This is a genomic window from Pseudanabaena sp. FACHB-2040 (assembly GCF_014696715.1).
GTDB lineage: Bacteria > Cyanobacteriota > Cyanobacteriia > Phormidesmidales > Phormidesmidaceae > JACVSF01.
Genome location: NZ_JACJQO010000001.1, coordinates 300,608 through 324,929, shown reverse-complemented (window position 1 = coordinate 324,929; position 24,322 = coordinate 300,608). Strand labels below are relative to the sequence as shown.

General features: G+C 53.4%; 26 protein-coding genes and 1 pseudogene. 11 read left to right on the top strand and 16 right to left on the bottom strand.

Annotation, left to right across the window (positions count from 1 at the left end):
• Positions 1-44 precede the first annotated feature (44 nt).
• Entirely contained in the window at positions 45-1,139 is a 1,095-nt protein-coding gene (locus tag H6G13_RS01415; RefSeq protein ID WP_190481374.1) for a HAMP domain-containing sensor histidine kinase, read from the top strand.
• Positions 1,140-1,318: 179 nt separating this feature from the next.
• Positions 1,319-2,422 carry a serine/threonine-protein kinase gene (locus H6G13_RS01410; RefSeq protein ID WP_190481373.1) on the top strand — a complete coding sequence of 368 codons (1,104 nt, stop codon included), beginning with the start codon at positions 1,319-1,321 and terminating at the stop codon, positions 2,420-2,422.
• 9 nt (positions 2,423-2,431) lie between these two features.
• Here H6G13_RS01410 and H6G13_RS01405 read toward each other — a convergent pair whose 3' ends face one another.
• Entirely contained in the window at positions 2,432-3,334 is a 903-nt protein-coding gene (locus tag H6G13_RS01405; RefSeq protein ID WP_190481372.1) for an alpha/beta fold hydrolase, read from the bottom strand.
• Positions 3,335-3,545: 211 nt separating this feature from the next.
• Between H6G13_RS01405 and rpiA the strand changes: the two genes are divergently transcribed.
• Complete coding sequence (gene rpiA, locus H6G13_RS01400) at positions 3,546-4,253, top strand: ribose-5-phosphate isomerase RpiA (RefSeq protein ID WP_190481371.1); 708 nt, start codon at positions 3,546-3,548, stop codon at positions 4,251-4,253.
• 176 nt (positions 4,254-4,429) lie between these two features.
• Positions 4,430-5,611 (top strand): aldo/keto reductase, encoded by a 1,182-nt coding sequence (locus H6G13_RS01395; protein WP_190481370.1) that lies wholly within the window; start codon positions 4,430-4,432, stop codon positions 5,609-5,611.
• 63 nt (positions 5,612-5,674) lie between these two features.
• Here H6G13_RS01395 and H6G13_RS01390 read toward each other — a convergent pair whose 3' ends face one another.
• Positions 5,675-5,992, bottom strand: coding sequence for a hypothetical protein (locus tag H6G13_RS01390; protein WP_190481457.1), 318 nt, complete (start codon positions 5,990-5,992; stop codon positions 5,675-5,677).
• Positions 5,993-6,114: 122 nt separating this feature from the next.
• On the opposite strand from H6G13_RS01390, the gene H6G13_RS01385 reads away from it, so the two are divergent.
• Complete coding sequence (locus H6G13_RS01385; protein WP_190481369.1) at positions 6,115-6,327, top strand: helix-turn-helix transcriptional regulator; 213 nt, start codon at positions 6,115-6,117, stop codon at positions 6,325-6,327.
• Between the two features lie 76 nt (positions 6,328-6,403).
• Positions 6,404-6,553: pseudogene (locus tag H6G13_RS29335) on the top strand (helix-turn-helix transcriptional regulator); the annotation flags it as partial.
• A 174-nt stretch (positions 6,554-6,727) separates the two neighbouring features.
• On the opposite strand, the gene H6G13_RS01380 reads toward H6G13_RS29335, so the two are convergent.
• The 3 genes from H6G13_RS01380 to H6G13_RS28520 all read right to left on the bottom strand — a co-directional run bounded on the left by H6G13_RS01380 (position 6,728) and on the right by H6G13_RS28520 (position 9,734).
• Positions 6,728-7,576 carry a 3'-5' exonuclease gene (locus H6G13_RS01380; RefSeq protein ID WP_190481368.1) on the bottom strand — a complete coding sequence of 283 codons (849 nt, stop codon included), beginning with the start codon at positions 7,574-7,576 and terminating at the stop codon, positions 6,728-6,730.
• 154 nt (positions 7,577-7,730) lie between these two features.
• On the bottom strand, positions 7,731-9,440 hold the full coding sequence (ureC, locus tag H6G13_RS01375) for an urease subunit alpha (RefSeq protein WP_190481367.1): 1,710 nt from the start codon (positions 9,438-9,440) through the stop codon (positions 7,731-7,733).
• Positions 9,441-9,596: 156 nt separating this feature from the next.
• A complete protein-coding gene (locus H6G13_RS28520) occupies positions 9,597-9,734 on the bottom strand; it encodes a hypothetical protein (RefSeq protein WP_242028055.1) in 138 nt (45 codons plus the stop codon).
• 885 nt (positions 9,735-10,619) lie between these two features.
• Here H6G13_RS28520 and H6G13_RS01365 point away from each other — a divergent pair.
• Together H6G13_RS01365 and H6G13_RS01360 are read left to right on the top strand one after the other, a co-directional pair.
• Entirely contained in the window at positions 10,620-11,177 is a 558-nt protein-coding gene (locus H6G13_RS01365; RefSeq protein ID WP_190481365.1) for a DUF2808 domain-containing protein, read from the top strand.
• Positions 11,178-11,217: 40 nt separating this feature from the next.
• Positions 11,218-11,934, top strand: a complete 717-nt coding sequence (locus H6G13_RS01360; RefSeq protein WP_199305661.1) for a histidine phosphatase family protein — start codon at positions 11,218-11,220, stop codon at positions 11,932-11,934.
• Positions 11,935-11,938: 4 nt separating this feature from the next.
• On the opposite strand, the gene H6G13_RS01355 is transcribed toward H6G13_RS01360, so the two are convergent.
• The 3 genes from H6G13_RS01355 to H6G13_RS01345 all read right to left on the bottom strand — a co-directional run bounded on the left by H6G13_RS01355 (position 11,939) and on the right by H6G13_RS01345 (position 15,262).
• A complete protein-coding gene (locus H6G13_RS01355; protein ID WP_190481364.1) occupies positions 11,939-13,339 on the bottom strand; it encodes a hypothetical protein in 1,401 nt (466 codons plus the stop codon).
• A gap of 101 nt (positions 13,340-13,440) precedes the next feature.
• On the bottom strand, positions 13,441-13,977 hold the full coding sequence (gene lepB, locus H6G13_RS01350) for a signal peptidase I (RefSeq protein WP_190481363.1): 537 nt from the start codon (positions 13,975-13,977) through the stop codon (positions 13,441-13,443).
• A 472-nt stretch (positions 13,978-14,449) separates the two neighbouring features.
• Entirely contained in the window at positions 14,450-15,262 is an 813-nt protein-coding gene (locus tag H6G13_RS01345; protein ID WP_190481362.1) for a nucleotidyltransferase, read from the bottom strand.
• 203 nt (positions 15,263-15,465) lie between these two features.
• Here H6G13_RS01345 and H6G13_RS01340 point away from each other — a divergent pair, with 203 nt between their 5' ends.
• Complete coding sequence (locus H6G13_RS01340; protein WP_190481361.1) at positions 15,466-16,227, top strand: metallophosphoesterase; 762 nt, start codon at positions 15,466-15,468, stop codon at positions 16,225-16,227.
• Between the two features lie 15 nt (positions 16,228-16,242).
• Here the strand turns inward: H6G13_RS01340 and arfB are convergent, their stop codons facing one another.
• The 6 genes from arfB to H6G13_RS01310 form a co-directional block, all read right to left on the bottom strand.
• Positions 16,243-16,659: an alternative ribosome rescue aminoacyl-tRNA hydrolase ArfB gene (arfB, locus tag H6G13_RS01335; RefSeq protein WP_190481360.1), complete on the bottom strand. Its 417-nt coding sequence runs from the start codon at positions 16,657-16,659 to the stop codon at positions 16,243-16,245.
• Positions 16,660-16,674: 15 nt separating this feature from the next.
• Positions 16,675-17,037, bottom strand: a complete 363-nt coding sequence (locus H6G13_RS01330) for a hypothetical protein (protein ID WP_190481359.1) — start codon at positions 17,035-17,037, stop codon at positions 16,675-16,677.
• A gap of 357 nt (positions 17,038-17,394) precedes the next feature.
• The gene (locus H6G13_RS01325; RefSeq protein ID WP_190481358.1) at positions 17,395-18,324 is read right to left on the bottom strand and encodes a DUF4350 domain-containing protein; all 930 of its coding nucleotides are present in this window, start codon (positions 18,322-18,324) and stop codon (positions 17,395-17,397) included.
• A 38-nt stretch (positions 18,325-18,362) separates the two neighbouring features.
• Positions 18,363-18,956: a hypothetical protein gene (locus H6G13_RS01320; RefSeq protein WP_190481357.1), complete on the bottom strand. Its 594-nt coding sequence runs from the start codon at positions 18,954-18,956 to the stop codon at positions 18,363-18,365.
• 8 nt (positions 18,957-18,964) lie between these two features.
• The gene (locus H6G13_RS01315) at positions 18,965-20,119 is read right to left on the bottom strand and encodes a hypothetical protein (RefSeq protein WP_206756500.1); all 1,155 of its coding nucleotides are present in this window, start codon (positions 20,117-20,119) and stop codon (positions 18,965-18,967) included.
• A 3-nt stretch (positions 20,120-20,122) separates the two neighbouring features.
• On the bottom strand, positions 20,123-20,743 hold the full coding sequence (locus H6G13_RS01310) for a sigma-70 family RNA polymerase sigma factor (protein WP_190481355.1): 621 nt from the start codon (positions 20,741-20,743) through the stop codon (positions 20,123-20,125).
• Positions 20,744-21,223: 480 nt separating this feature from the next.
• Here H6G13_RS01310 and H6G13_RS01305 point away from each other — a divergent pair, with 480 nt between their 5' ends.
• Positions 21,224-21,523 carry a hypothetical protein gene (locus H6G13_RS01305; protein WP_190481354.1) on the top strand — a complete coding sequence of 100 codons (300 nt, stop codon included), beginning with the start codon at positions 21,224-21,226 and terminating at the stop codon, positions 21,521-21,523.
• A gap of 89 nt (positions 21,524-21,612) precedes the next feature.
• Here the strand turns inward: H6G13_RS01305 and H6G13_RS01300 are convergent, their stop codons facing one another.
• The gene (locus tag H6G13_RS01300) at positions 21,613-23,271 is read right to left on the bottom strand and encodes a RecQ family ATP-dependent DNA helicase (RefSeq protein WP_190481352.1); all 1,659 of its coding nucleotides are present in this window, start codon (positions 23,269-23,271) and stop codon (positions 21,613-21,615) included.
• Between the two features lie 65 nt (positions 23,272-23,336).
• Positions 23,337-23,534, bottom strand: a complete 198-nt coding sequence (locus tag H6G13_RS01295) for a DUF2795 domain-containing protein (RefSeq protein WP_190481351.1) — start codon at positions 23,532-23,534, stop codon at positions 23,337-23,339.
• A gap of 339 nt (positions 23,535-23,873) precedes the next feature.
• Here H6G13_RS01295 and H6G13_RS01290 point away from each other — a divergent pair, with 339 nt between their 5' ends.
• Complete coding sequence (locus tag H6G13_RS01290; protein ID WP_190481349.1) at positions 23,874-24,176, top strand: hypothetical protein; 303 nt, start codon at positions 23,874-23,876, stop codon at positions 24,174-24,176.
• The last annotated feature ends 146 nt before the right edge of the window (positions 24,177-24,322 follow it).

The window sequence follows — 24,322 nt, the reverse complement described above, 5'->3', positions numbered from 1 at the left end:
GACCTAAAGCGTTGCGGTCAATCCCAACCCTATTTTCTGGTGTTATGTCCAAGCTCAGCCTGCGTAGCCGCCTTTTCTTGTCTCACTTGGTCGTAATGGGGGTTGGCATAGTGACCCTGGCGGGCGTTGGCCGTTTCTACTCTCCCCGCATCTTTGTGGTAACGCTAGAGCGGATTGAAACCTACAGCTTCAGCGTGCGCCAGGTCAAAACCCAGCTGATTAGAGGCTTTGAGCTGGCCTGGACGCGCGGCATGATCTGGTCGGTGCTGCTGGGGGGCAGCGCGGCCGGAGGGCTGAGCTACTGGGTTTCGCGGCGGATTATTCGGCCTTTAGATCAAATGGAAGAGGTCACCCGCCAGTTTGCCTCCGGGCAGTTTTCAGAAAGGGTGCCCGATTCAGATATTCCAGAGATTCAGCGACTGGCTTTGAGCTTTAACCGCATGGCTGCTGACTTGGAGGATGTAGAGCAGCGCCGCCGAGAACTGGTGGGCGATCTCACTCACGAACTGCGAACGCCCCTGACCATTGTTAAGGGCTATCTGGAAGGGCTGGCCGACGAGACGGTAGCCCCCTCTGCCGATCTCTATCAGCGGCTAGCCCACGAAATGAGCCGTTTGCAGCGCTTAGTCAACGACCTGCAGGAGCTTTCCAGGCTAGAGGCAGGGTATCTGCCGGTGCAGCTTCAGCCGGTGCATTTAGGACCGCTGCTGGAGAACCTAGTACAGCGCTTTTCTGACCAGCTGACGGAGGATGATCCGCTTAAATTTGAGCTTATCTGCCCGGCTGCGCTCCCAGCTGTCAAGGCAGACCCTGAACGGGTTGAACAAATTTTGGTAAATTTGCTGGGAAATGCTTTTCGCTATACCGAACAGGGCACTATAACAGTGTCAGCCTATAGTGAGCCTGGCAAAATGTGGGTGGCTGTTAGAGACACTGGGGTTGGTATCGCAGCAGAGGATCTACCCTATGTCTTTGAGCGGTTTTGGCGGGCCGATCGATCGCGCGATCGCACCTCCGGCGGTACGGGCGTCGGCCTGACCATCTGTCGCCGCTTAGTCGAGATCCAGGGGGGGCAGATCGAGGTCGAGAGCCAACCAGGACAGGGCAGCGAGTTTCGCTTTTGGCTGCCGCCTGTATAGCCCTGTCTAGTGCCGCTACGCCCTGCTGTTCTCGCCCTACAAACGACCAACCCATTCAGTGCTATAGTGCCAGGAAAGCTGGGTGATTTCCTGGGCAGTTTGCCCTACCGAAGTTGCCCAACCCTCGGCTATGTTTGAGGGGTGCATCGATCAGCTCATCTCCTACCCGCCGCCGTCCCATGTACGATTCGCCCGCCAACCTTGCAGACTTTCGGGATGAACGAGCAGCCCAAGCAGAAATCCGCTCGTACTGCCGCACGGGGCAGCTCTTTCGCGAGCGCTACCGGATCCTGCGGGTACTAGGACGAGGCGGCTTTGGCGTCACCTTCTTGGCCCAAGATGCTTCTCTGCCGGGCAGCCCTCTGTGCGTGATCAAGCAGCTTTGCCCCAAGACTCGCAACGAAATGTCTTTGGCTCGGGCTAGGGTGCGGTTTGTCCGAGAAGCCCGAATTTTAGCCAAATTGGGGGGGCACTCCCAAATCCCTCAGCTGCTAGACTACTTCACTGCTAAAGAAGACTTTTATCTAGTTCAAGAATTTGTGCAGGGCGAAACGCTGGCCCAGGAGGTGCGCCGCTCTGGTCGGCAAAGCGAAAACCAGGTTAAGCATTTCTTGCGGGAAATTTTGCCGGTGCTCAAATTTATTCACCGACACCGGATTATCCACCGAGATATCAAGCCCCCCAACATCATTCGCTGTCAAGAAGACAACCGCCTGGTGCTGATTGACTTTGGGGCGGTGCGAGAGCTGCTTTCGGAGGGTGAAGAGGGCTCTTTCCAGTCTCCAGTAACTCAGTTCGTGGGCACCCCTGGCTTCGCGCCGCCGGAGCAGCAGACCCTACGACCCATCTACGCTAGCGATATCTATGCGCTGGGCATGACCTGTCTGTATCTGCTGACGGCCAAGGTGCCCTTTGAGTTTGATGTTGATACTCGCACCTGCGAAGTGCGCTGGGAGCACACAGTGACTCTTAGCCCCCACTTTGCTAAGGTGTTGCGGAAGATGGTGCAGCCCGCCCTTGACCAGCGCTATCAGACAGTAGAGGAACTGGAGCGAGCGCTGGCCCTAGAGCCCTACCTGGATGTGCTGTCGGACTGTATGAACACCCAGACCCCGGTGGCTGACTCTCCCTATGGGGAAACCCCGATTGTGCCCCTAGACGGCTATCTCACCCCTACTCAGCGCGAGGCAGCGGCAATTCGGCGGTGGCGCATGCGGCGGACCGCCTGCAAGCAGCCCCGGCAGCGAACGGGCCAGAATAACAGTACAGCCACTTTGTTTTAGTCCCTGGGTTTAGGCCCCTGTAGCCCACTCCAACACCAGTCGATTGACCGCTTCGGGCTGCTCATCAAAGACGCAGTGCCCCGCATCGGCAATGGCTCTATAAGTCAACAGAGGGTTGAGCGGGGACAGCTTCTCGGCCCAGGCAGGAGACACCACTCGGTCTCTTTCACCCCAGATCAGCAGGGCTGGGACTGCCAGGGCTGTGACTAGATCTTGGGTGCTGGGACTAAAATCAGCAGCGGTGCGCGATCGCACTAAGTAGCACAGCGTCCGCGCCGACCCTCGTTCTGTGGGGGGTAGGGCAAAGTGGGAGATCAGCTCGTCATCGACGCGGGCCGGGTCTAAGTAGATCGACTGGAGCACCTTCTTGAGAAATTTGGGGCGGCGCACAAACCAAAACAGCGGCCGCATCAACAGCGGCGTGGAAAAGATGCTCTCAACCTGGCGCGACAGCGTATCGACCCAGCCAGAAACTAGCTCCTGACGGGCAGCAGGCAGGGTAAGCATAACCACACGCTCAACCATGTTGGGATATGCGATCGCACTCGTCAACGCCACCAGCGCCCCCAGGGAATGCCCCATTAAAATCACGGGCCTGCCAATGAAAGTCTGCCAAAACTCAAACACCTGAGCCGACCAGAGCCCCGTACCGTAGGGTGCAGCCGCCTTTTCCGAAGCGCCAAAGCCTAAGAAATCAAGTGCGTAAACCGGACGGTGCTGGCTGAGAGGATAGAGATTGTCGCGCCACTGGTTGAGGTTAGCGCCAAATCCGTGCAGCAGCAGCAGCGGCGTTTTGCCCTGAGCGGCCCGGTCTTCGGGCAGCAAGAAGCTGTAGCGAATGCGCCAGCCCCGCCAGTACCAAACCCGCTGATGGCCCAATCGGGGAATCGTGATGTCTGAAGTTTGCGGCATAGCGTAGTTAAAAGGGTTCTATGGAGGGTTCTTGTCTGCTGAGATCTGAGCCTCAATCTCCCCTGCCCCCCTAAATAGGGGAGTGAAGCAAGGATTAGCCTTGGTCAAACTTATCGAACCCTCTCCCTTAATCTAGCAACCCTTTCCAGGGGTACCACTTTGGGTCATGCTAGAAACCGGAGATCGAGAGACTTAGAGAGGAAATGGGCTGATGAGCGAACTAGATCCGGTCAAGCTGATGAAGCAGGAAGTGGGCCGTGCGGCGGCTGCCCGTGTGCAGTCCAATACGGTTATTGGGTTGGGCACCGGTTCGACTACGGCTTTTGCCATTCAGTTTATCGGAGAGCGGCTAAAGTCAGGCGAACTAAGCAATATCAAGGGCATTCCCACCTCTTTTCAAGCCTCTGTGTTGGCTAAGCAGCACGGTATTCCCCTGACGACGCTAGACGAGGCAGATGAGATTGCGCTAGCGATTGACGGGGCTGATGAGGTCGATTCTCAGTTCAACCTGATCAAGGGTGGCGGCGCGGCCCACACCCGTGAAAAAATCGTAGACGGGCTGGCTAAAGAGTTCATTGTGGTAGTGGATAGCTCCAAGCTGGTTGACAAACTGGGCAGCACATTTCCGCTGCCGGTGGAAGTGCTGCCGATGGCCGTTACCCCCGTCACCAAAGCACTGGAAGCTTTGGGCGGAAAACCGGAACTGCGGATGGGCATCAAGAAGGATGGCCCTGTTATCACCGACCAGGGCAATATGGTGCTGGATGTGACTTTTTCCGGCATTGATAACCCGGCGGAGCTGGAAAGGACCATCAACAACATCCCTGGCGTACTGGAAAATGGCCTCTTTGTAGGCGTTGCCACGGAAGTACTGGTCGGCGAAGTTAAAGACGGGCAGGCTAGCGTTCGCAATCTGTGAGCGATCGCAACCCCTAGTCGCGCTATTGGAACAGGAGAAGAGGGGCCGGGGCAAGGGCATTGCAGTCTCTAACCCGGCTCAGGGCCAAAGGAGAGCACCTAGCAGTGAGTTCCTTTACAATGCCTTAGAAAGCGTACTTTCGCGCCTCAAAATACGGCCCTTTTTGACCCTTCCCTATGCAATACCGCCGCTTTGGTCGCACTGAGCTACAGATACCCGTTTTTTCCTGTGGAGGCATGCGCTACCAGCACTCCTGGAAAGACATTCCCCAGTGGCAGATCCCAAAGAAGAATCAGGAGAACCTAGAGGCGACTATTCGCCGCTCTCTAGAGGTGGGCATCAACCATATCGAGACGGCCCGAGGCTATGGCACTTCTGAGGTGCAGCTGGGGAAAATTTTGCCAACGCTGCCCAGAGAGCAGCTGATTGTGCAGACTAAAGTTTCGCCCACTGCTGACCCCAAAGAGTTTCGCCAGACCTTAGAGCAGTCCCTAAAGAATCTGCGGCTCGACTACGTGGATCTGCTGGGCATTCACGGGGTCAACACGGCAGAGCTGTTGGAGGAAACCCTGCGCCCCGGCGGCTGTCTGGAAATAGCCAAAGAATTTCAAAAGCAGGGCCGAATTGGGCACATTGGTTTTTCTACCCACGCGCCTACCTGGGTGATCGTCAAGGCCATTGAGTCGAACCAGTTCGACTACGTCAATCTGCACTGGTACTACATTCTGCAAGACAACTGGCCCGCTATTGAAGCCGCTACTCGGCACGATATGGGCGTATTTATAATCAGTCCGTCTGACAAAGGGGGGCACCTCTACAACCCTTCTCAGAAGCTGATAGACCTGTGCGCGCCGCTCAGCCCCATTGTTTTCAACAATTTGTTTTGCCTGAGCCATCCTCAGATCCACACTCTCAGCATTGGTGCGGCTCGTCCTAGTGACTTTGACGAGCACCTAAAAACCCTGCCCCTGCTGGACAATGCTGCAGAAATTTTGCCGCCCATCCTGCAGCAGCTAGAGCGGGCCGCCTTAGAAGCCCTAGGCAGTGACTGGCTCCGTACCTGGAAGGTGGGGCTGCCCACCCCCGAAGAGACCCCCGGCAATATCAATATCCCGATTATTCTCTGGCTGCACAATTTGCTGAAAGCTTTTGAGATGGAGGAGTTTGCCAGGGCTCGCTACAATCTGTTGGGCAGTGGGGGCCACTGGTTTCCTGGCAAGCAGGCAGAGAGCCTAGACAGACTAGATTTGAGCCTTTGCTTGCAGCGTAGTCCCCACGCCAGCAAGATTCCGGCTCTGTTAACAGAGACGCATTGGCAGTTAGCGGGGCAGGCGGTCAAGCGCTTGTCTAACGCTTGATGAACAAGGCTCCAACCCAGGGGCAATACTCTTTTGCTAGGAGTATTACCCCTGAATAACGCTTCACTGCTGGGAGGGCTGAGCAGGGCTTGCGATCGCACCATCAAACAAAATCACATAGGTTCCCTCAGGAATCAACCGTCGCAGAACTCGAACATGGGCATCGGCATCGTTACGTCGCCGAAATCGAGCAACGGTGATTCGCTGCATATTGGGCAAAAGCCGCACAATGCACCAGGGCGAGAGTGCATCTTTGTAGACGGCAGGATAAAGCTTGGGGGATTGGCCGGGACTCTGAGTTTTTAAGCAGGTTGAAGGGTCAGCCTGCGATGGTTCTGAAGGGCCGGTCTTTGGCCACCGCAACTGTGAGACTGGTATCATAAGTTCACTTCCCCTTAAGGGATATAGGACGTAGTCGCTCCGAAGTTTTCCAGGCTCCCGGAGCGGCTATTTATACTCTCTCAACTCATTGAAAACGCAATTGCGTTTTCTGTCAATCTTAAATGGGGCGAATTAGACTGAAAATTCGGGAGATGGCGGCAGAGCGGGGCTGGAGCCTCAAAGAAGTCGCCGAGCGATCAGGACTTCCCTACAGCACCGTCACCACCTATGCCCAGCGAGAATCAATGACTATGACGGACTTCACCGCAATCCGAAAGCTTGCCTTGACCTTCGATGTGATGATCGACGATATGGTTGAAATTCTTGAAGAGTAATCAGTAGATAGAATGAGTCGTGTTCAGGTTACGGATTAAGGAGTTGGCGACAGAGCGAGGATGAAGTCTCAAGGAAGTCGCTTCTCGCGCAGGGCTTCCCTACAGTACAGTTGCAACTTATGCAAACTCATCCGGCATGGTTATGGTGAATTTGATGTCAGTGCGAAAGTTAGCTGAGATCTTCGGCGTATCCATTGAAGATTTAATAGAGCCAGTTGAAGCCTAACTGCAATTCGTCGACTTGCCTTCACCTTTGATATCATGCTCGACGATCTGGTTAAGATCCTTGAGGAATAACGGTGATAGGGGCTGTAATTCAGGTAGTCTGCTACAAATCTCTCTTATATTTGGGCCTTAGCAGCTTGTATGAGCGACGCCTTAAGACACTTCTGCAGCAACCCTAAACTGTGCCCTCCAGGGAGAACTGCTGGCTATTGAGTTCCTGATACAAGTTCTCGATATCACCACGACGGTAGAGAAAGCGGCTGTTGCGCCGGGAAGTGCGGCATTCTGCGCCGCGATCGTTGAGCGTATCTCTGACCTGAGACTTGGGCAGACCCAGCAGTTTGGCAGCATCTTTTAGGCGCACCCACTGTTGGGCAAAGCGGGCCAGCAAAATCTCGTCAGGCTCTTCACGGATCAGGGTGAGCAGGTAGTTAGCTAGCAGCCAGCAAGCCTGGGTGTCGGCTTCGGCTCTGTGAGAGCGGCCCACGTCAAAGCCAAAGTGCTGCACCAGGTCTGGCAGGCTGCGTGAGGGCAAATCGGCCAGCAGCAGTCGAGACAGCAGCACTGTGCAAAACAGCTTTTCGGCAGGGCGGGAGTACGACATTTCTAGCTGTCGGTACTCTGCCTGAATAAAAGCATAGTCAAAATCCACGTTGTGAGCGGTGAGCACGCCTTGCTCTAGGTAGGGCAGCAGCTCTGGCCAGACTTCTTCGGGATAGGGCGCTTTGACCAGCATCGATGGGGTAATGCCCGTAATCTGGGTAATGTTTTGGGGAACTCGCACACCAACGTTGATCAGGTGGGTTTCCTGGTGCTGGATGCCCTCATCCAGGCTGCCCTGGAGCACAGAAATTTCAATAACGCGAGATTTGCAGGCGACAGAGCCGGTGGTTTCTACGTCTACCACGGTCAAAGGAGAATGGCTGACACTGCGATAGTAAGTCAGCAGATCCGATGAGAGCAGGGCAGATTGCCCCGAGAGGGGGTGCGATCGCTTAGGCAGCGGAAAAGAGCGCGAGGCCATGAAGAAATCAATCGTTGACTATTGCTGATAGTAATAGACGCGGCCCGAACTTTGGAAAATCACCTAGGTCCGTTAACAAATTGGTTCGGTTAGGGAAGACACAGGACGCGGGAGGAAGATTAGGGAGATGGGGGGAGGTGAGGGAGATAGGGCGTCAAAAGAGGAAGTAGCGTTGGGCCATGGGTAAGATGTCGGCGGGTTCGCAGGTGAGCAATTCTCCGTCGGCATGGACTTCGTAGGTTTCGGGGTCTACTTCTACGTGGGGGGTGGCATCGTTGAGCTTCATGTCAGCTTTGCTGAGGTTGCGGCAGTTGGCGACGGCGACGGCGGATTTGGTTAAGCCTATTTGCTCGGGGATGCCTGCTTCTAGGGCAGCTTGAGAGACGAAGGTGAGGGAGGTAGCTGCGATCGCACCTCCAAAACTGCCAAACATGGGCCGCATGTGAACGGGTTGGGGAGTGGGAATGCTGGCGTTAGGGTCGCCCATTTGAGCCCAGGCGATCACGCCGCCTTTTAATACGACCTCTGGTTTAACACCGAAGAAAGCGGGTCGCCACAGGCACAGGTCGGCGAGCTTGCCCGCTTCGATAGAGCCTACATGTTCAGAAATGCCGTGGGTAATAGCGGGGTTAATGGTGTACTTGGCGACGTAGCGCTTGGCCCGGAAGTTGTCGTTGCGATCGCTATCTTCAGCCAGGGCTCCCCGCTGTACCTTCATCTTGTGAGCCGTTTGCCAGGTGCGGATGATTACTTCACCGACCCGGCCCATAGCCTGAGAGTCAGAAGCGATCATGCTGAAGGCTCCTAGATCGTGCAGAATGTCTTCGGCAGCAATGGTTTCGCGGCGAATGCGAGACTCGGCAAAGGCTATATCTTCGGGAATGCTGGGGCTGAGGTGATGGCAGACCATCAGCATGTCTAGGTGCTCGTCTAGGGTGTTGCGGGTGTAGGGACGAGTGGGGTTGGTGGAAGAGGGCAGCACATTGGCCTCGCCGCAGACTTTGATGATATCGGGGGCGTGGCCGCCGCCTGCGCCTTCGGTGTGGTAGGTGTGAATCACCCGGTTCTTAAAGGCGGCAATGGTGGCTTCTACAAAGCCTGCTTCGTTTAGAGTGTCGGTGTGAATGGCTATCTGCACATCAAACTCGTCGGCGACGGTGAGGCAGGTGTCAATAGTGGCGGGCGTCGTACCCCAGTCTTCGTGCAGCTTGAGGCCCATTGCCCCGGCCCGTACCTGCTCGATCAGCCCTTCGGGGCGGGCGCTGTTGCCTTTGCCCAAAAAGCCCAGGTTCATGGGGAAAGCCTCAGCCGCCTGCAGCATGCGCCAGATATTCCAGGCTCCGGGGGTGCAGGTGGTGGCGTTGGTGCCGGTAGCTGGGCCAGTGCCGCCGCCAATCATGGTGGTGACGCCAGATGCGATCGCAGTTTCAATTTGCTGCGGGCAAATAAAGTGAATGTGTGAGTCGATCCCGCCTGCTGTGACAATCATGCCCTCCCCAGCTAGTGCTTCGGTGCCGGGGCCAATGATGATGTCTACGTTGTCTTGGATATAGGGGTTGCCCGCTTTGCCAATCTTGGTAATCTTGCCGTCTTTAATGCCAATATCGGCTTTGACAATGCCCCACCAATCCAGAATTAGGGCATTGGTAATCACCAGATCCACCGCACCGTCGTCGCGGGTAATGGGAGACTGGCCCATGCCGTCGCGGATCACCTTGCCGCCGCCAAATTTCACCTCGTCGCCGTAGGTGGTGTAGTCTTGCTCAACTTCGATAATTAGCTCAGTGTCGGCTAAGCGAATGCGATCGCCCACGGTCGGACCATAAGTCTCGGCGTAAGCCCGGCGGTCCATGCGATAGCTCATGGGGCACTCCTTTGCGGAAGACGGATAACTGAACCCGCGCAAAAACCCCTATTTCGAACAGAATTTGAGGCAAAGCGCTGGCATCCGAATTATTCTACGGCGCAATTCGTTTTCGCAGAGTGTATTTTTGAGGACTTTTGCGAGAGAATTTTTGGTTTAAGCTGCCTGCTCATAGGGGAAGGCAGTACTGAGGTGGTTGGAAATCTGAAGCCGGCCCCGCAAAACGGCTCGCAGCAGGCGGTCAATTGCTGCCCGTTCTTCCTCGCTGAGGGATTCGCTTAAGATTGCTGCCATCAACCCATACCTGTCAGCGAGGCTTAGCTGCCCAGTGGTAGCAGCATCAGCCAATATCTCGCTGATAGCTAAGGGAAGTAAGGAGCATTGGGGGTCCATTTAGCAGCCTCAAGCGCACTGTAATAAATATGGCCGAAAAAGCCGATCAGCGAAGTGATGCAGCTGCATTAAGTTCCGTGATCTAAGCATAAATTCTCAGTGATTTGGTTCCCCCACGCAAGTGATGCAGAGCCTCAAATTGAGTGATTCTGAGCAATGAAAGATGTGACTCGGATCACTTTGGCTGCTTAAACAGCAGCAAAGGTCGTCGGACGGCCTGGTGTGGCAACCGATACAAAAATGACCTGCAGCCTTAAAGGACTACAGGTTGAGCAATTTGGCGGTTGAAGGAAACTAAACTTCAGACCGGGATAGTCACGTTTTCCGTTGCGATCGCACTTTCTTCCCACAGTGTCCAAAATCCCTGACTTTTGTAGCTCCTCTCCCTGCTTCTTCGCTTCAGAAGCAAGTCACAGCCACCCTTAAATTGGTTTGAATTTCCGGTGATATGCCTAGACCGTTAGCAGTTCCTGGGTCACATCAACAGTCCATTCACCATCGGGGAATGCTCTCTGGAGCTGGGAAAAGCCTCTGAATTATCGGGTGAAACCCTAGCTCAAGCTGTCTCTTTCTTTACGAATTGGGAGGTGCGATCGCAAGCCTATAGCGCCATCGGTCAAGCGAAATCCCTGGGTTCTCTAAGAACTCAGGAATTTCATGGCAGCCTTTTGACTGATGACGCTTGATGAACAGACGATACGATCTAGGCAAGATTTGATATCAATAACAAGACCTATTCCGACCATCCCCAATTTGGAGAACCCTACTTTGAGGGGAATAAAAGACATGAAAACAAAACTAAGTCTCATTTCAGGGGCTGTTACTGCCAGCGTGTTGTCCTATGGCTTGCTCAGCGCTGTAAGCGGTTTACCGGCCGCTGCTGGCCGCCTGCCGAGCGGCAGAGTAGTGTTTGATAGTTCTCTGGAGCTGATTGATGTTTCTCCCCTAGAGGCCAACGGCGAGCCAGAGCGCTACCAAGTTGTCATTCAAATTCCCTTGACCGCAGCAGAGCCATTGGAAGCTCTGGTCATCAAGCCGCGCGATTCTAACGCAGGGCTTTCCTTTGACCTCAATACTACTGAGGTTTTTGTTGGAGACACCTATGGCTTGGGGCCAGAGGTTCCCTTAGCAAGCGTCGGTGGCACTCCTCTAGATCTCAATCAGGTTTTGGTGGTGCTAGAGAACCCAGCCCCTCCCGGCACTACGCTGTCTATTGTGCTCAATCCTCAGAAACGGCCTGCTGACGGAGTTTATGAGTTGGGCATTACCGCCTACCCCGCTGGCGAAGACAGTGTTGGCCAGTTTTTGGGCTACGGGCAAATCCAGGTCGGTGAACTTGAGTAAGCTGCAGCAAGCCTGACCCATGCCGATGAGACACTGTAGAGTGGCTGCCCTGGCTTGGGCGTTGGGCAGCCTGCTGCTGGGGGCAGGCTGCGGCGAGGCAGTAGACCCTTCTCCTCCTGCGGCTGAGCTGCCCCCGGTGACTGATCCCACGCCACCCCAATCAGCCCTGTCTCCTGTCGCCCCCCCTCCATTGGCTGAGCCTGAGTCAGCTGAACCACCCCCTATCCAGGTCTCAAACTTGAGTGAGGCGGGGATTTGGGTCAGGCTGCAGCAGGCAGAGGCGAGCTATGTTGTGCTGCTGCGCCATGCGATCGCACCCGGTACTGGCGACCCAGCCAACTTTCGGTTGGGAGACTGCACCACCCAGCGCAATCTGTCTGAGACGGGCCGCCAGCAGGCTATTCGTATTGGTGCCGCCTTTCGCAGTCGCGATATTGTCGTTAGCCGGGTGCTCTCTAGCCAGTGGTGCCGCTGTCTAGAGACGGCAGATTTGCTTGATCTGGCTCCGGTTGAACCCTTTGCGCCGATCAATTCTTTCTTTCAAGATCGGGCTATGGAGGCGGCACAAACCAGTCGGCTACGGCAGTTTTTGGCCGAGAATGCCGATGATCCTGGTGTGATTGTCATGGTCACGCATCAGGTCAACATCACGGCGATCAGCGACATTGTGCCGAGATCGGGGGAGAGTGTTGTATTTCAAGTTGGGCCAGGCAATCAGCTAGAGCTGTTGGGGCGGCTGTCGGAACCTAGTGGCTAAGCCGCTACCGGAGCAACTGTTCGATTGAAAGCTCGCTCATGCGGATGTCAGGACAGACCTCTGCAGCGCCCAAAGAAGGATTGGCGTAGCCCATATAGCGCAGCGGGCCGGTGGGACCACTGCCAGGAAAGTCATCTTCAGGAGATTCCTGGGATAGCAGGGTATCGCGAACCGCTGCACAGGCTGCTTCTAAGGGCATCTCGGCCTGTAGCACCAGTAGCTGCCGCGCCGCTTCGGTGATGGGCGTGTTGGGATAGGTTTGCTGTAGCCACGCCTGCCACTGGGTGGCGGTGTTGCGATCGCTCTCTCTCAAGCCCACCAGGGTCAGCCGAAAGGCCGCAAACTGTAGGGTGCTATCGCGGGAGCTGGGAAACTCATCGCTCCACTGCATGTCCTCCAGGCTGTTGTCCTCAATCACCTGCTGGTAAAGAGTGCGGGCGCGTTCGAGGTCATTCTGCTCAAAAGCTTCGTTGGCCTCGTAGAGAATGTGAAAGCGGTAGTTAGTAGGGTCGAGCTGCACCTGGGCTAGGCTCACGACAGCCCCATTCCAGGCCCAGACCTCGGTGCGGGTTCTTTGAGCCCCTGCCCCAGCGCTGCCAATGACACCTGTGTGCAGCACTAAATCGGCTATCCCATCCCCAGTTTCATCGGTCAGCCCACGCAGCTCAGGGTCATGCAACACAATGGCTTGACCCGACTGGAAAGGCTCAGTTTGAGCCGCTATTAAAGGACGGATCTGGCCTTCTTGGTGGCCGAGCATAAAGTAAGCGTGGGTGCAGGTATGGGCACCGCAGACCTGCCGCCGCAGCAAAACCTCATCTGTACTGTCGCCCGTAAAGTCTTGAACAGCTAAAACCTGAGGTGCGCTCAAAAAGAAATCTTGATCGAGGGGAATGATCGGCTCTCTCACCTCACGAAAGTAGTCTACAGGCTGAAAGAAGCGGTACAGCAGACTATCGCCAATCACCCAAAAGTCTCCCGAGCGGCCCCAGGGCATCTCATCGGGGCCAAGATTGATTGTTAGCAGCCATTCGGCTCGACCGTCGCCATCGAGATCTGCCGTTTGCAGGTCTGAGTCTTGGTCTTGCCAATCTGCTGCCTGCAAAACTGCCCGCACCTGGGCCGGGTCGGTCCCTTGCTGTCGGGCCTGCTCTAGCCACTCAATCAGGGCCTCGGTGGGAAATCGCTGCTGCAGGGCGGCGGGATCGATCTGCTGCCGGTTAATACTCTGCAGCCAGTCTTGCTGCTGGGTGAGGGGAGCTTTGGTGGGCAGGCTGGCGGCCAGATGGGTGGCTTGTAGTGAAGAGGTCTCTATCAGCGCACCTTGGGGAACGGTTTCTGTCCCTAGCAGGGCGGTACTTACTAGCGCTGCCGTCAGCAAACCAGATAGTGCAAACGTCTCCATAGCCACCTCCCTAACTGAGTAATGCGAGGTTAGCTCAGTTGGTTAGGAGTTGCGATCGCACTGTTCCACTTTCTCCGTTGGTTGTTAGCTTCCTTGAGAGCCTACTCTATTCCGCCCAGCCGCTGCGGTGGCCAAAAGCGAAAGACGGCTCGACCCAGGATGTGATCCTTGGGTACAAAGCCCCACATATGGCTATCAAAGCTCTTATTGCGGTTGTCGCCCAGCACCAGATAAGACTCTTCTGGCACCTCGACTGGCCCCCATAGGTATTCCGGCGGAGCCGCAATGTAGGACTCTTCTAGGGGCTGATCATTGACGTAGACCAAACCATCTTTGACCTCCACTAGATCGCCCGGTAGCCCAATCACCCGCTTGATAAAGGCATCTTTCTGATTGAGCGTTTCCGGGGGACGAAAGACAACAATATCGCCTCGCTGGGGCAGTTCAAAGTCGTAGCTCAGCTTTTCGATAATTAGCCGATCGTTGATTTGTAGGGTCGGCTCCATTGAACCAGAGGGAATATAGCGAGGTTCGGCCACGTGGACACGGACGCCAAAGGCGAGTACCACACTCAGGCCAATGGTCTGCACTGCTTCAACCCAAGGATTGATAGGTTTAGTTTGTTTAGGTGCGCTCATAAAACGAGGAGAGCCTAAAAAATGGAGAGCTCAAAGAGGGAAAGTGTAGTTGCAGGCGCTGATTTTGCTCAGTCCTCCTATAGAGATAGCGCTGCAGTGTCACAACCCTATGACAGCCTAATGACAAATCAATAGCGATCAGCTCCTGACTGCAGCTGCCCCGACACTTGCCGCAGCTACTTCAAAGAACTTACCTGGCTTTAGGGGTAGACGCCTTGACATTGCCTTGATCCTGTCTGACCAAAGTTATACCTTGGCTAAGCGAACAACGCTGGGCTTGCTAAGGAATTGTTTTGAAAGATGGCGCAGAAGCGAGTTTAGTTCCCCAGCTTTAAGCTTCGACACAGCCATTCTCGTCTGCATTCGCCACCCATTCACCCATCCACCCAAGCCTGCAGCCTACTGATCTGAAATCGCTGTAGGTTTGAGCGTATTTGCCATTGTGAGCTGATAAATTTCGCCTAGACAGCCTCTAAGCGTGCTCCTCGTGCAGGTGCTCAGTCCACTCAGCTACGTTGTCTGCGTTTAAGCTGCCGTGGGGACGGAGCCTGGCATCTTCATAGCCCCAGTCTTCAATGTCGGGGAGGTACTGCAGGGGGGCTAACATCGGCCCTTGGCAGAAGTTATCGGCGACATCGGCGGGGCCAGTTTCTTGCAGCAGCCGCTGGCTCAGTGTTTCCATAACCCAGGCGGGAATGTGCGATCGCTTGCCCGGATAGATAAAGCCAAACAGCACCAAATGGCTAAAAAGCACCCTCCAGTGGGGGCCAAACTGGCGCAGCAGCCGCGACCAGTCGAGCGTCTGACCGCAGGCCAAGATTAGGTGGGCAATATCGGCCCCATCGTAGCGATCGCGGGCCATGACAAAGGACTTTGACCAGATCATTTCTTCTGGCGCGCAGATCAGCACTGGAATGTCTAGCACCTCTTCCTCGATAGCATGTTCAAACCAGAGGTTGCTAACGGGTAGCTGACCGTGGGCAGAGTTAAAAATAAAGTCTACAAAATACTCGCCCCGACGGGCCTTGGCTAGCCAGTGAGAGACTGCATACTCGGTCTGATAGCCCGCTTCTGCAAAGACATCTAAAATTTGCTGTATCTGGTCGGGGTGGGCAAAGACATCAATATCTTTGGTGTCGCGAACAATGCCCGTATACCGCTCAAAAGCAAACGCGCCGCCAATCATAAAAGGTACCCCAGCCCGATTCAAAAGGCTTAGAGCTTCACAATAAAACTCTCTCGATTCGGGGTGCAGCTGAGCCTGGCGAGAAATGGAGTCTGGCATAGATTTTTGATTTAAGACTTCGGTATTAAAAAATGCTTTGAAGTCTAGTAGTGATTCAGCATGGGCGATCTTTTGACTCCACAGCCTCAATCTAGGGAGCGAAATTAATCCGCCTGAGGTGACATCTTGCAAATGCACCTAATGGGGCAGGGAACGCTGCCGCAAATTGGTCATGATCACGATATGCAGTAAAAAAAGCATTTATGACTCATACCTCCGACGTTCTTCGGATTGCCGCTGTCGGCGATATCCACTGCACCAAGACCTCTCAAGGAGAGTTAAAGCCAATTTTTGCTGAAGCTAGCGATCAGGCCGATGTCTTACTGCTGTGTGGAGATTTGACCGACTATGGCCTGCCCGAAGAGGCCCATGTGCTGGTCAGTGAGCTGAGTACAACCAAAATCCCGACCTTGGCAGTCTTTGGCAACCATGACTACGAATCGGGCCAGCAGGATGAGGTGCGCCAGATTTTGACGGATGCTGGAGTCAAGGTGCTCGATGGAGAAGGGTGCGAAGTGGCTGGCGTTGGCTTTGCGGGTGTCAAAGGCTTTGCGGGCGGCTTTGGATCGAAAATGCTGCAGGCTTGGGGAGAAGAGTCGATTAAAGACTTTGTCCATGAGGCGGTGGAAGAAGCTCTGAAACTGGAGGTGGCTCTAGCAAAGCTCACAACCCGTCAGCGGGTGGCGGTCTTGCACTATTCCCCAATTCAGCAGACGGTGGAGGGTGAACCCTCTGAACTCTACCCCTTCCTCGGTTCTAGCCGCCTGGAAGAACCTCTAACCCGCTACTCTGTAGCAGCGGCCTTTCACGGTCACGCTCACCACGGTCAACTGGAAGGGCAAACCAACAGCCAGATCCCGGTCTACAACGTGTCGATGCCGCTGCTGAAGCAGCAGCGCCCAGACCATCCCCCATTTCGGCTGTGGGAGGTTGCGATCGCACCTCCTAAACCGGAGTCTCCCTAACTGTAGCCGCCGCAATCAATCTTCTGTGACGCGGCCTCTCGTTGATTTGAGGTGCGATCGCTTACTCTTGCTGTCGAGCCGCTTTCTTTGAGAACTGCGGGTGGGCTTGCTGGGCCGACGCGGTTTAGGCACCACCATTGCCCCTTTGATCAGGCTTTGCAGCCGATGTAGGGCTTCCTCTCGATTGCGCTCCTGGCTGCGGTGCTCCTGCGATTTAATCACAATCACCCCTTCTTTAGTGAGGCGCTGATCGCTGAGTGACAGCAGCCGCTCTTTGTAGCGATCAGGCAGTGAAGAAGCCCCAATATCAAAACGTAGGTGAATGGCTGTGGCCACCTTATTTACGTTTTGCCCGCCTGCCCCCTGGGAGCGAATCGCGCTAATTTCAATCTCGTGATCGGGAATGGCGACTGTTCTAGAAATTTGCAGCATGAGGATGTATTGGGTTCACGAAAGGCTAGCCGGGGCTACGCACACATATTCAGCATAGGCTGGGGACGGATAGTTGACCTCTACCACATCGAAACCCGCTCGTTTCAACATCTCCTCAATGATCCAGGTGTAGGTGTTGTACTCTTCTCTCACGTGCATTTCAAAATTTTGGGCTGTCCAGCCTTGGCCTTCAGGCTGAGCCACCTGACTGATCCACTCACTGATGGCCGTTTGGTACACTTCGAGCGGAAATGAAAAGATAACATCGCGTAGATAGAAAGTGCCGCCAGGTTTGAGCCAGGCAGCGACTTTCAAAAAAGCCCCAACTAGAGCTGCCTGCACTGCAAATGTGCTGGTGCCTGCCCCTAAATCAATCACGGTCTGTCCGGCAGCAATTCCTAAGCGTTTTACTAGGGCCTGCTCTTTCTCGGAAGTGCTGGAGGTCTGCTTGCGATCGTATTATTGGAGGAACCTCCTGTGTTTTACTTGCCATATTTGCGATCGCACACCCCTGGCGGTGAGGCGAACAGTCCCCTATTGCTCACCCCGCCCAAAGCTCGTCCTGTCGAGAACCCCTGCGCCATATTCTGATCGGCTCCCCTGAAGGCGTGCAGCAAGCCGTCCACACCCTGCATGTACTTGGTTACGTCGAACAACTCACCTGGAGCAAGGTATTTCTAGCCAGGGCGGGTAGAAACCCAGTTTTTTGAAAAAACCGGGTTTCTGTATTTACTATTAGTCCAGTAAGCCAGATAGCCAATGCATGATGTTGAGCGCAAACTGTTGGTTGTCTACTCCTAAACGGTTCATGCCGATGAGCAGGCTTTCCCCATCTGGCATTTGAACCTGTTGGGCTGATAGCATGGCTGCCTCCCCCAAGACAATCACTCTTCCCTGACCGACCCGCAAGGCTATGCCCTGAACCTGATTGGCTGCAGAACTGCCTTCTCCAGCCTGTAGATCTTCCGGATAATTAAGCCTGCGATCTAAATTAACTGCAGTATCAGATAGAAGCAGTAACGGTTCGCCTCCGGGGGGCACTGATAGCGACTGACCTGTAAAAGCAAGGACGCGATCAATTCGCTCCGCCGAGTTTCTTCCCTCGGTAATAGGATGCTCTGCCAGCAGCTTATTCTGCCGAGAAAATAGCAGGAAGTTAGGGTTATCTGTTTCCTCATCGGCGTGAAACGGATCAGCGGTGAAACTGTTGCTCATAGTCACCCCAAAGCGATCTGCCAAGTTGGCTGCCGCTGCTCCAAAAGGCTTATGGTCGGCAATCAAAAGCAGAGCACCGCCCGATTCAACCCAATCTCTTACAGCATCGCACTCCCGTTCCTCAAAAGCCACTGCTCCTTCTTCAGCAGATAGTGCATTGGCGATCACCAAAAGGTCGTAATCAGCTAAAGTCTCAGGCTGAAAGAGCTGCTGATTTGGCACCATCTCATAACCATCTTGAGTAATGAGATCGACAAAGGGCTTATATCGTCCTTCAGCAGTGTGAATATTGGAATGCGCCTCGTCAAAAAGAACCCTTGGAGAGTCCTCTTCATAAGCAGGATGAGCAACACTAGGGGTATAGTTTGAGTCAGCTACCTGCTGAGATAGGGCAATATTCGCAGTAGACGTTAGCCAAACCGTAGCTAAAGATAGAATGGCTAGCATCATGAAGCTTATCTTCTTCATTTTGCAAATATTTATCATGCTTATTCCTCTGTCCCACTGTATGCCTGACTGTAAGGCTCACCAAAATTTTGGATGAGGCGATCAACCACGTTCAAGTTCATCACCTCGCCATCGTCGAGAGTAGGGCCTTCTGCAAGCTCATCACGACAAGCTAAAAGTGCTGCTTGATCTTGCATCAGAAACGAGATTGTCGCATTGACGTAGATGTTCCAAGCATCGATGTAGGGCTGGAACTCTGGCGGAATTCCTTCATGTGAGGAAAAGGACTGTTCAAAGAAGGGAATTGCCGATTCATAGTCACCATCGTAGGCATACATTTGGCCAGCATGAAACGACAAAATCTCGTGCTCGTTACCGCGAAAATTTCCATTAGTGTTTAGGTAGCTGACAATTAGCTCAGCCGCCTGACGATAGCATTCCATATCGGCTAGACGCCGCCACCCTTGAGTGGGTGTCTGGTCAAAAGCATCATAGTCCAGCGCAAGGCTGCTTTGCTGCTCCTCTAATGCCGCCTCGCACTTAGAGCAGGCAGAAGGAGTTTCTTCAGCAATGCTTTTTTGTGGGAATGTACTAACTAGCAGGCAGCAAAATGCCCAAATAACTTGCTTTCTCATGATTGCTTTCACCGTAAACCACGAGCAATTTCTGTCAGTTCCTCCTGACTCATAGCGTTAGGAGAAAAAACTTGAAACAGAATTTCTCCCTCTTGCCACTGGACCTGCCGGAAATTAGTATCTTGAACCCACTGCATTCCCTGCATAACGCCATTTGACGCGACAACTTCCTGCCAGGTTCCTTCTACGTACTCTCCAACAACGTTGCCGATTTGAATGGGCGTCGTTTTGGCGCTAGCTCCAATTGGGCTCCCGCCTGCTAGCGCCGGATCGTCGTCAAACAGGGGCCGATCTGACCACATAATCGAAAAATTGTAGTCCTCTCGCTCTGCCGCCGATGGAATTAATACAATCGGTCCTACTACCGGAGAGTCGCCGTCAAGCCGCTGTTGCGTGACAAATAATCGATCCCCTGTTTGGCTATTCTCATAGTTGATTGCTACGACTTCTGGGTAGGGCGAGCCAACTTCTTGAAGTTCAAAGCCGCTTGGCAGATAGGTGGGTTCTTTTAGGTCAAACCCTCGCTCGGCCTCCATTTCGCTGACGGTGGTTGTTGTCCTGACTCGTCTTTCAGCTTCCTGTATCATTTCTTCGGAGAGCGGCTGAGCCTGGTCGGCTTCTAAGACATTTTGTGGGCCGACTTGGTCGCTTCTGGTGCGTTGAAAAACCTGAATGAACTCTAGCGCCAGTATCCGCAGTGAAGGAGTAGATGCTGTGACAACTGACACGCTTACCAGCAGGGCTAGAGCCGCTAGAGAAACTTGAGGAACAAAGCGAACTGGTTTAGAGAATTTCATTGATTTGATCCTTTGCTTAAGTGAATTGAGAGGTTGTGATTGGGAGGGTTGTCTATTTGGTGGTAGAAGCTCAACCTGATCTGCTTCCGGCTGAACAGCAGGCAATTCTGAGTTAGAGACAGAGCTTTCTTGAGGCGTAGACAAAGTCTGTCTTTGCAGCAGTTGTGCTTCCAACTCTGCGGCAAAGCTGGCATCAGGCACTATCTCGTTTGCTTGGCTAACTAGCTTTATTACTAGATCGGCTTTGGAGATTGACAGGCCTTCTGGTATTGGCGTCGGTTGTCCATTTAACTGGTGCTCAATAAAGGCATCTAAAGCTTCTGTTTGCTCGTTGTCGTTGTCAGGATTGTAGTGATTAGAATTCATGGTTTAGTCTTCTCCTTGAGCGGGAGATAAATGCAGTCGCAAATCGTCTAAAGCTCGGCTAACCAACATTCTGAAAGCGGCTTCGCTTCTACCCATCATTTGGGCTGCCTCGGCTGCAGTGAATCCTCCAAACAACCGCAGTGAAATGGCTTCAGCTCGATCAGGGGTTAGCCTGTTTAGGGCTTGAGCAATTTGCTGTAGAGACAACTGGCGATCTAGCGTGTCTTCTGCGCTAGAAGCGATCTGGGTTAGGTGCTCCGCCATTTCCAAAGGCACCGTGGGCCGCCTTCGTCTAAAGTGATCGGCTGACTTTCGCTTGGCTATGGTCATGAGCCAGGCTGCAAATTTGTCTTGGTGGCGATAGTGAGCTAAGGATTCTTGAGCAGCTAGAAAGGTCTGAGCTGTCAAGTCCTGAGCATCATGCAGATTGCCGACTTTTGCCATTTGATAACGGTAGATGGCTTTGAAGTAGCGGCGATAAAGCTCTGCAAAGGCGGAAGGGCTGTGTTGAGCTTCTTGCACCAGCAGCTCGTCTGATTTACTAATCGTGGCTTTTAGAGGTGCTAGTGCGGCATCACTGCCTGAGGGTCGCCACGTAGAAGGATTTGGTTGAGGTTCATTCATCCAGTTTTTCCCGGCACTTATCGAGGTGCATGGCACCCATCTGCTGATCTATCGCTTCAGGGACCTGATTTGTAACAGGGAATTTTGGAATATTCAGATTTTGTTGATGACCTAGTTCGCTTAATGTTCAGTGATTTCTAGGACTTACAGTGAAGTCAGACAAAAGGGCTGGCCCTAAAGCGAAGGTTCGGGCACCTAGCAGGCTAGGGGCAATTTCCTATTGGGACAGCTCTGTAATGGCCGGATGCAAAGTAATTTAGGCTTCTTTGTGTCTACACAAGAAACTGAACTTTGGATGAACTTGCTTGCCTAAACATTTTTGGCTGCTGCTAACCTTGTAATCTAATTTGCCGTAGGTCTCTCTCGCTGTTGGGACGCAGCGAAAGGGGAAGGGATGCTGCATAAGCGTTCCTGGTATTCCTGCCGCTTAAGCAGGGGCAATATCAAAGCAATCAAATCTTAGGGTTAAAGAATGAAGCAATGTTTGTAGAACAGTTTGTTACCATGAAGACCGATTACTACCCTTGGAACACACAAGCGTTAATTGACTGGCTAAATGTTGAAGGACGCAAGTATCAAAGCCCCAAGGATTTTGCAGTCGCATTAGGCGTTCCTCGAGCCACACTACAGCTCTGGACAAGAAACCCCCTGCCGACTATTACTCTGGAACAGCTTTATGCTCTTTCCAAGTATCGTAGATGTAGCCTTGATGCCACGCTTCAATGGCTCGAAATCAGTTCGATGCACCTCGATTTGCTAGCTAATGAAATAGCAGATTAGCTTAGAATTGGGTTTTGCTAGTACAGCTTGCAGGATTACTGCCAAACGTCAAAGTAAGGTTGAGTAGGGAGAGTGCGATCGCACTCTCCCTACTCAACCTTCTTCAACAATTTTCTGAGCCGCAGCACGTCTAAACTAAGGGACTTGTAGCCCACATCGTCAAACAAGACCGTGATCTTATGGTTTTCGTAGCTCATGACCGTGCCCTCTCCCCAGCTGGCGTGCTCAACTTTGCTACTGATGGGAAAAGGCATGTGGGCAGGGGTGTCGTCTTTGGCTTCTGGCTCCTCTCGATTGGCGGCAGCTTTACAGATGTCGCAGTTATCGCAGGGCGGATCAAATGCCTCACCGAAGTAGTTGAGCAGGTACTTGCGGCGGCAGTCGCGAGCCTCGGCATAGCCACGCACCATCTCTAAACGCGATTTTTCGAACTGCTGCTGGCGTTCTTGGGCTTCGAGGGCAGCGGCGATGGTCAATTCGGTGTCGGCAAGGCTTGCAGTGGGAACAACTTCTCCTGTAGCTAGGGCCTCTACTGCATCGACCTCAACCAGCTGGTTAAGCACCTTTTTGACCTTGGCTTTAGACAGATCAACCTGCTTGTGCAACGCTTTGGGAGAAACTGGCTCAGACTCATTTTGCAGAACTTCGGCCACCTGTTCAATAGCTTCGGCCTTGATCTGGCCTCGGCTGTTCATAAATCGCCGCAGATTAAGATCGCTAGGGTCATAGAACAGGGTTGCTCGGGCGGGTTCACCATCTCGCCCAACCCGACCGATCTCCTGATAGTAAGAATCGACCGAGTCACTGATATCAGCATGGAGAACAGAGCGGATGTTGGGCTTGTCAATGCCCATGCCAAAGGCAATCGTGGCGACCAGGATTTCAAACTCGTCTGCCATGAAAGCAGTTTCGGTGGCAGTGCGATCGCACTGCTTCATGCCCGCATGGTAGTGAGCCGCCTGAATGCCTGCCTCTACCAACGCCGCTGCCAATTCCTCAGTGCGCTTGCGGGTAGCCGCGTAGATGATTCCCGGCTTCTCCGCCTGAACTGCCTGGGCGATCAGGGCCTTGTCTTTCTCGGCGGTATCTTCAAACCGCTCGGCACTCAGGTAGATGTTGGGCCGATTGAAGCCTTGCACAATCACGGCTGAATCTTGCATGCCCAGCCGCTCAACGATCTCTTGCCGTACAGGCGGAGCGGCTGTGGCCGTCAGGGCCAAAATGCGAGGGTGCCCCAAAGACTCGATGATAGTGCTTAGCCTTAGGTAATCAGGCCTAAAGTCGTGTCCCCAAGAACTCACGCAGTGAGCCTCGTCAATCACAAACAAAGACGGCTGAGCTGCCTGGAGCTGCTCCAAGGTTTCAGGGTTATTAAACTGCTCTGGGGCTAAAAATAGAAATTCGAGGTCGCCTTCAACCAAATCCTCAAAGGTTTCTTGGCGCTCGGCTTCGCTTAAAGTGGAGTTAAGCACTGCGGCGTCGCCTACCTTTTGCTGGGCAATGGCCTGAACCTGGTCGCGCTGCAGGGCAATTAGGGGCGAAACCACTACGGTTGCACCAGGAATGAGGAAAGCCGCTATCTGATATATGGCAGATTTGCCGGAGCCGGTAGGCATCACCACCAGAGTATCGTGCCCCTGAAGCGCTGACTGAATGGCGGATGTTTGACCGGGGCGAAGTTCGTCGAATCCAAAGCGGGTTTTGGCAACCTGGCTCAGGGCCTTAGCCGAATGGGCTTTTTTGTTCACAAAGAGAGTTCCAATGTTAGATAGGGTGCAGGGAATTGCACCCTACAAAAATATAGAGGAATGGATTAAGACTGCCGCTCTTCTCCGTAAGCTTTTTCGACATCGGCAACAGTTTCAAAGTCATCTTCTGACAGGTTTTCCAGAAGGTCTATGACTTCTTTGTCAGCCTGGTTCTGCTTAGCGTGCTCGATTAAATCTTCCTTAGAAGCCGGAAAATCAATGCCTTTAATGGCCTTAGAAATAGCGATTGGGGAGACTGCCATGGAAACCTCCAAAGGTTGGGTGAGGATACCCTGTTAGTGTAGAAATCGGTTTTTTAAGATAGCCTCTTTCCTGCGGAGTATTGAAAATTAGTAGCGTGCAAGAATGTCAGTAGCGAGCGAATTCAGAAGGGATATTCTCTGGCTGAGGAGAGACGCTATCAGTTGGCTAATTCGCTCCTTTTGATGGACTGAGGTGTGAGGAGAACTCTTTAAAATCTAAGCAGAACGTCTAAAAAGGTTTTTGCACAAGACATGATCGGGACTTGCAAGTTCTTATCAAGCAAACGCTCTCACCTAAAGCACGTTTTAACCTACAGGAATTTTGGGGAAAATAGGGCAATGTCAGACAATCAAGATCCCGATCTAAGATCAGAGCTAGATGAAGTGGCTGATAATCCGGGTGCCAGACTAGCGGCTATGAATGCTAACCCTGCACTAGGTAATGTCGAAGCTGCCAATGCCGTAGAAGGCGAGGGGCCAAACGCTTCAGGAAGCGTTGGAGCATCTAATGCACAGGAGCACGTGCCCAGCACCTCTGACCCCGACGCAACTGATATCCCGTCTGCTAACGCGCCAGAACCCGAAGAGGCTAATCCAGAGACTAATCCTAATGCGGTTGGTTCAAAGAATCGGCGCTCGTAGGCCTCGCTGAATTAGTCAAATCCTTCTTTTTATAGAGACGCAGTTAACTGCGTCTCTATAACTTGACAGTGCTACGAGACAACAAGTACAGAGCATTCAATCAGAAATACGGGTGATCCCCATTCTTAAGCTTTTGGCCAAAAGAC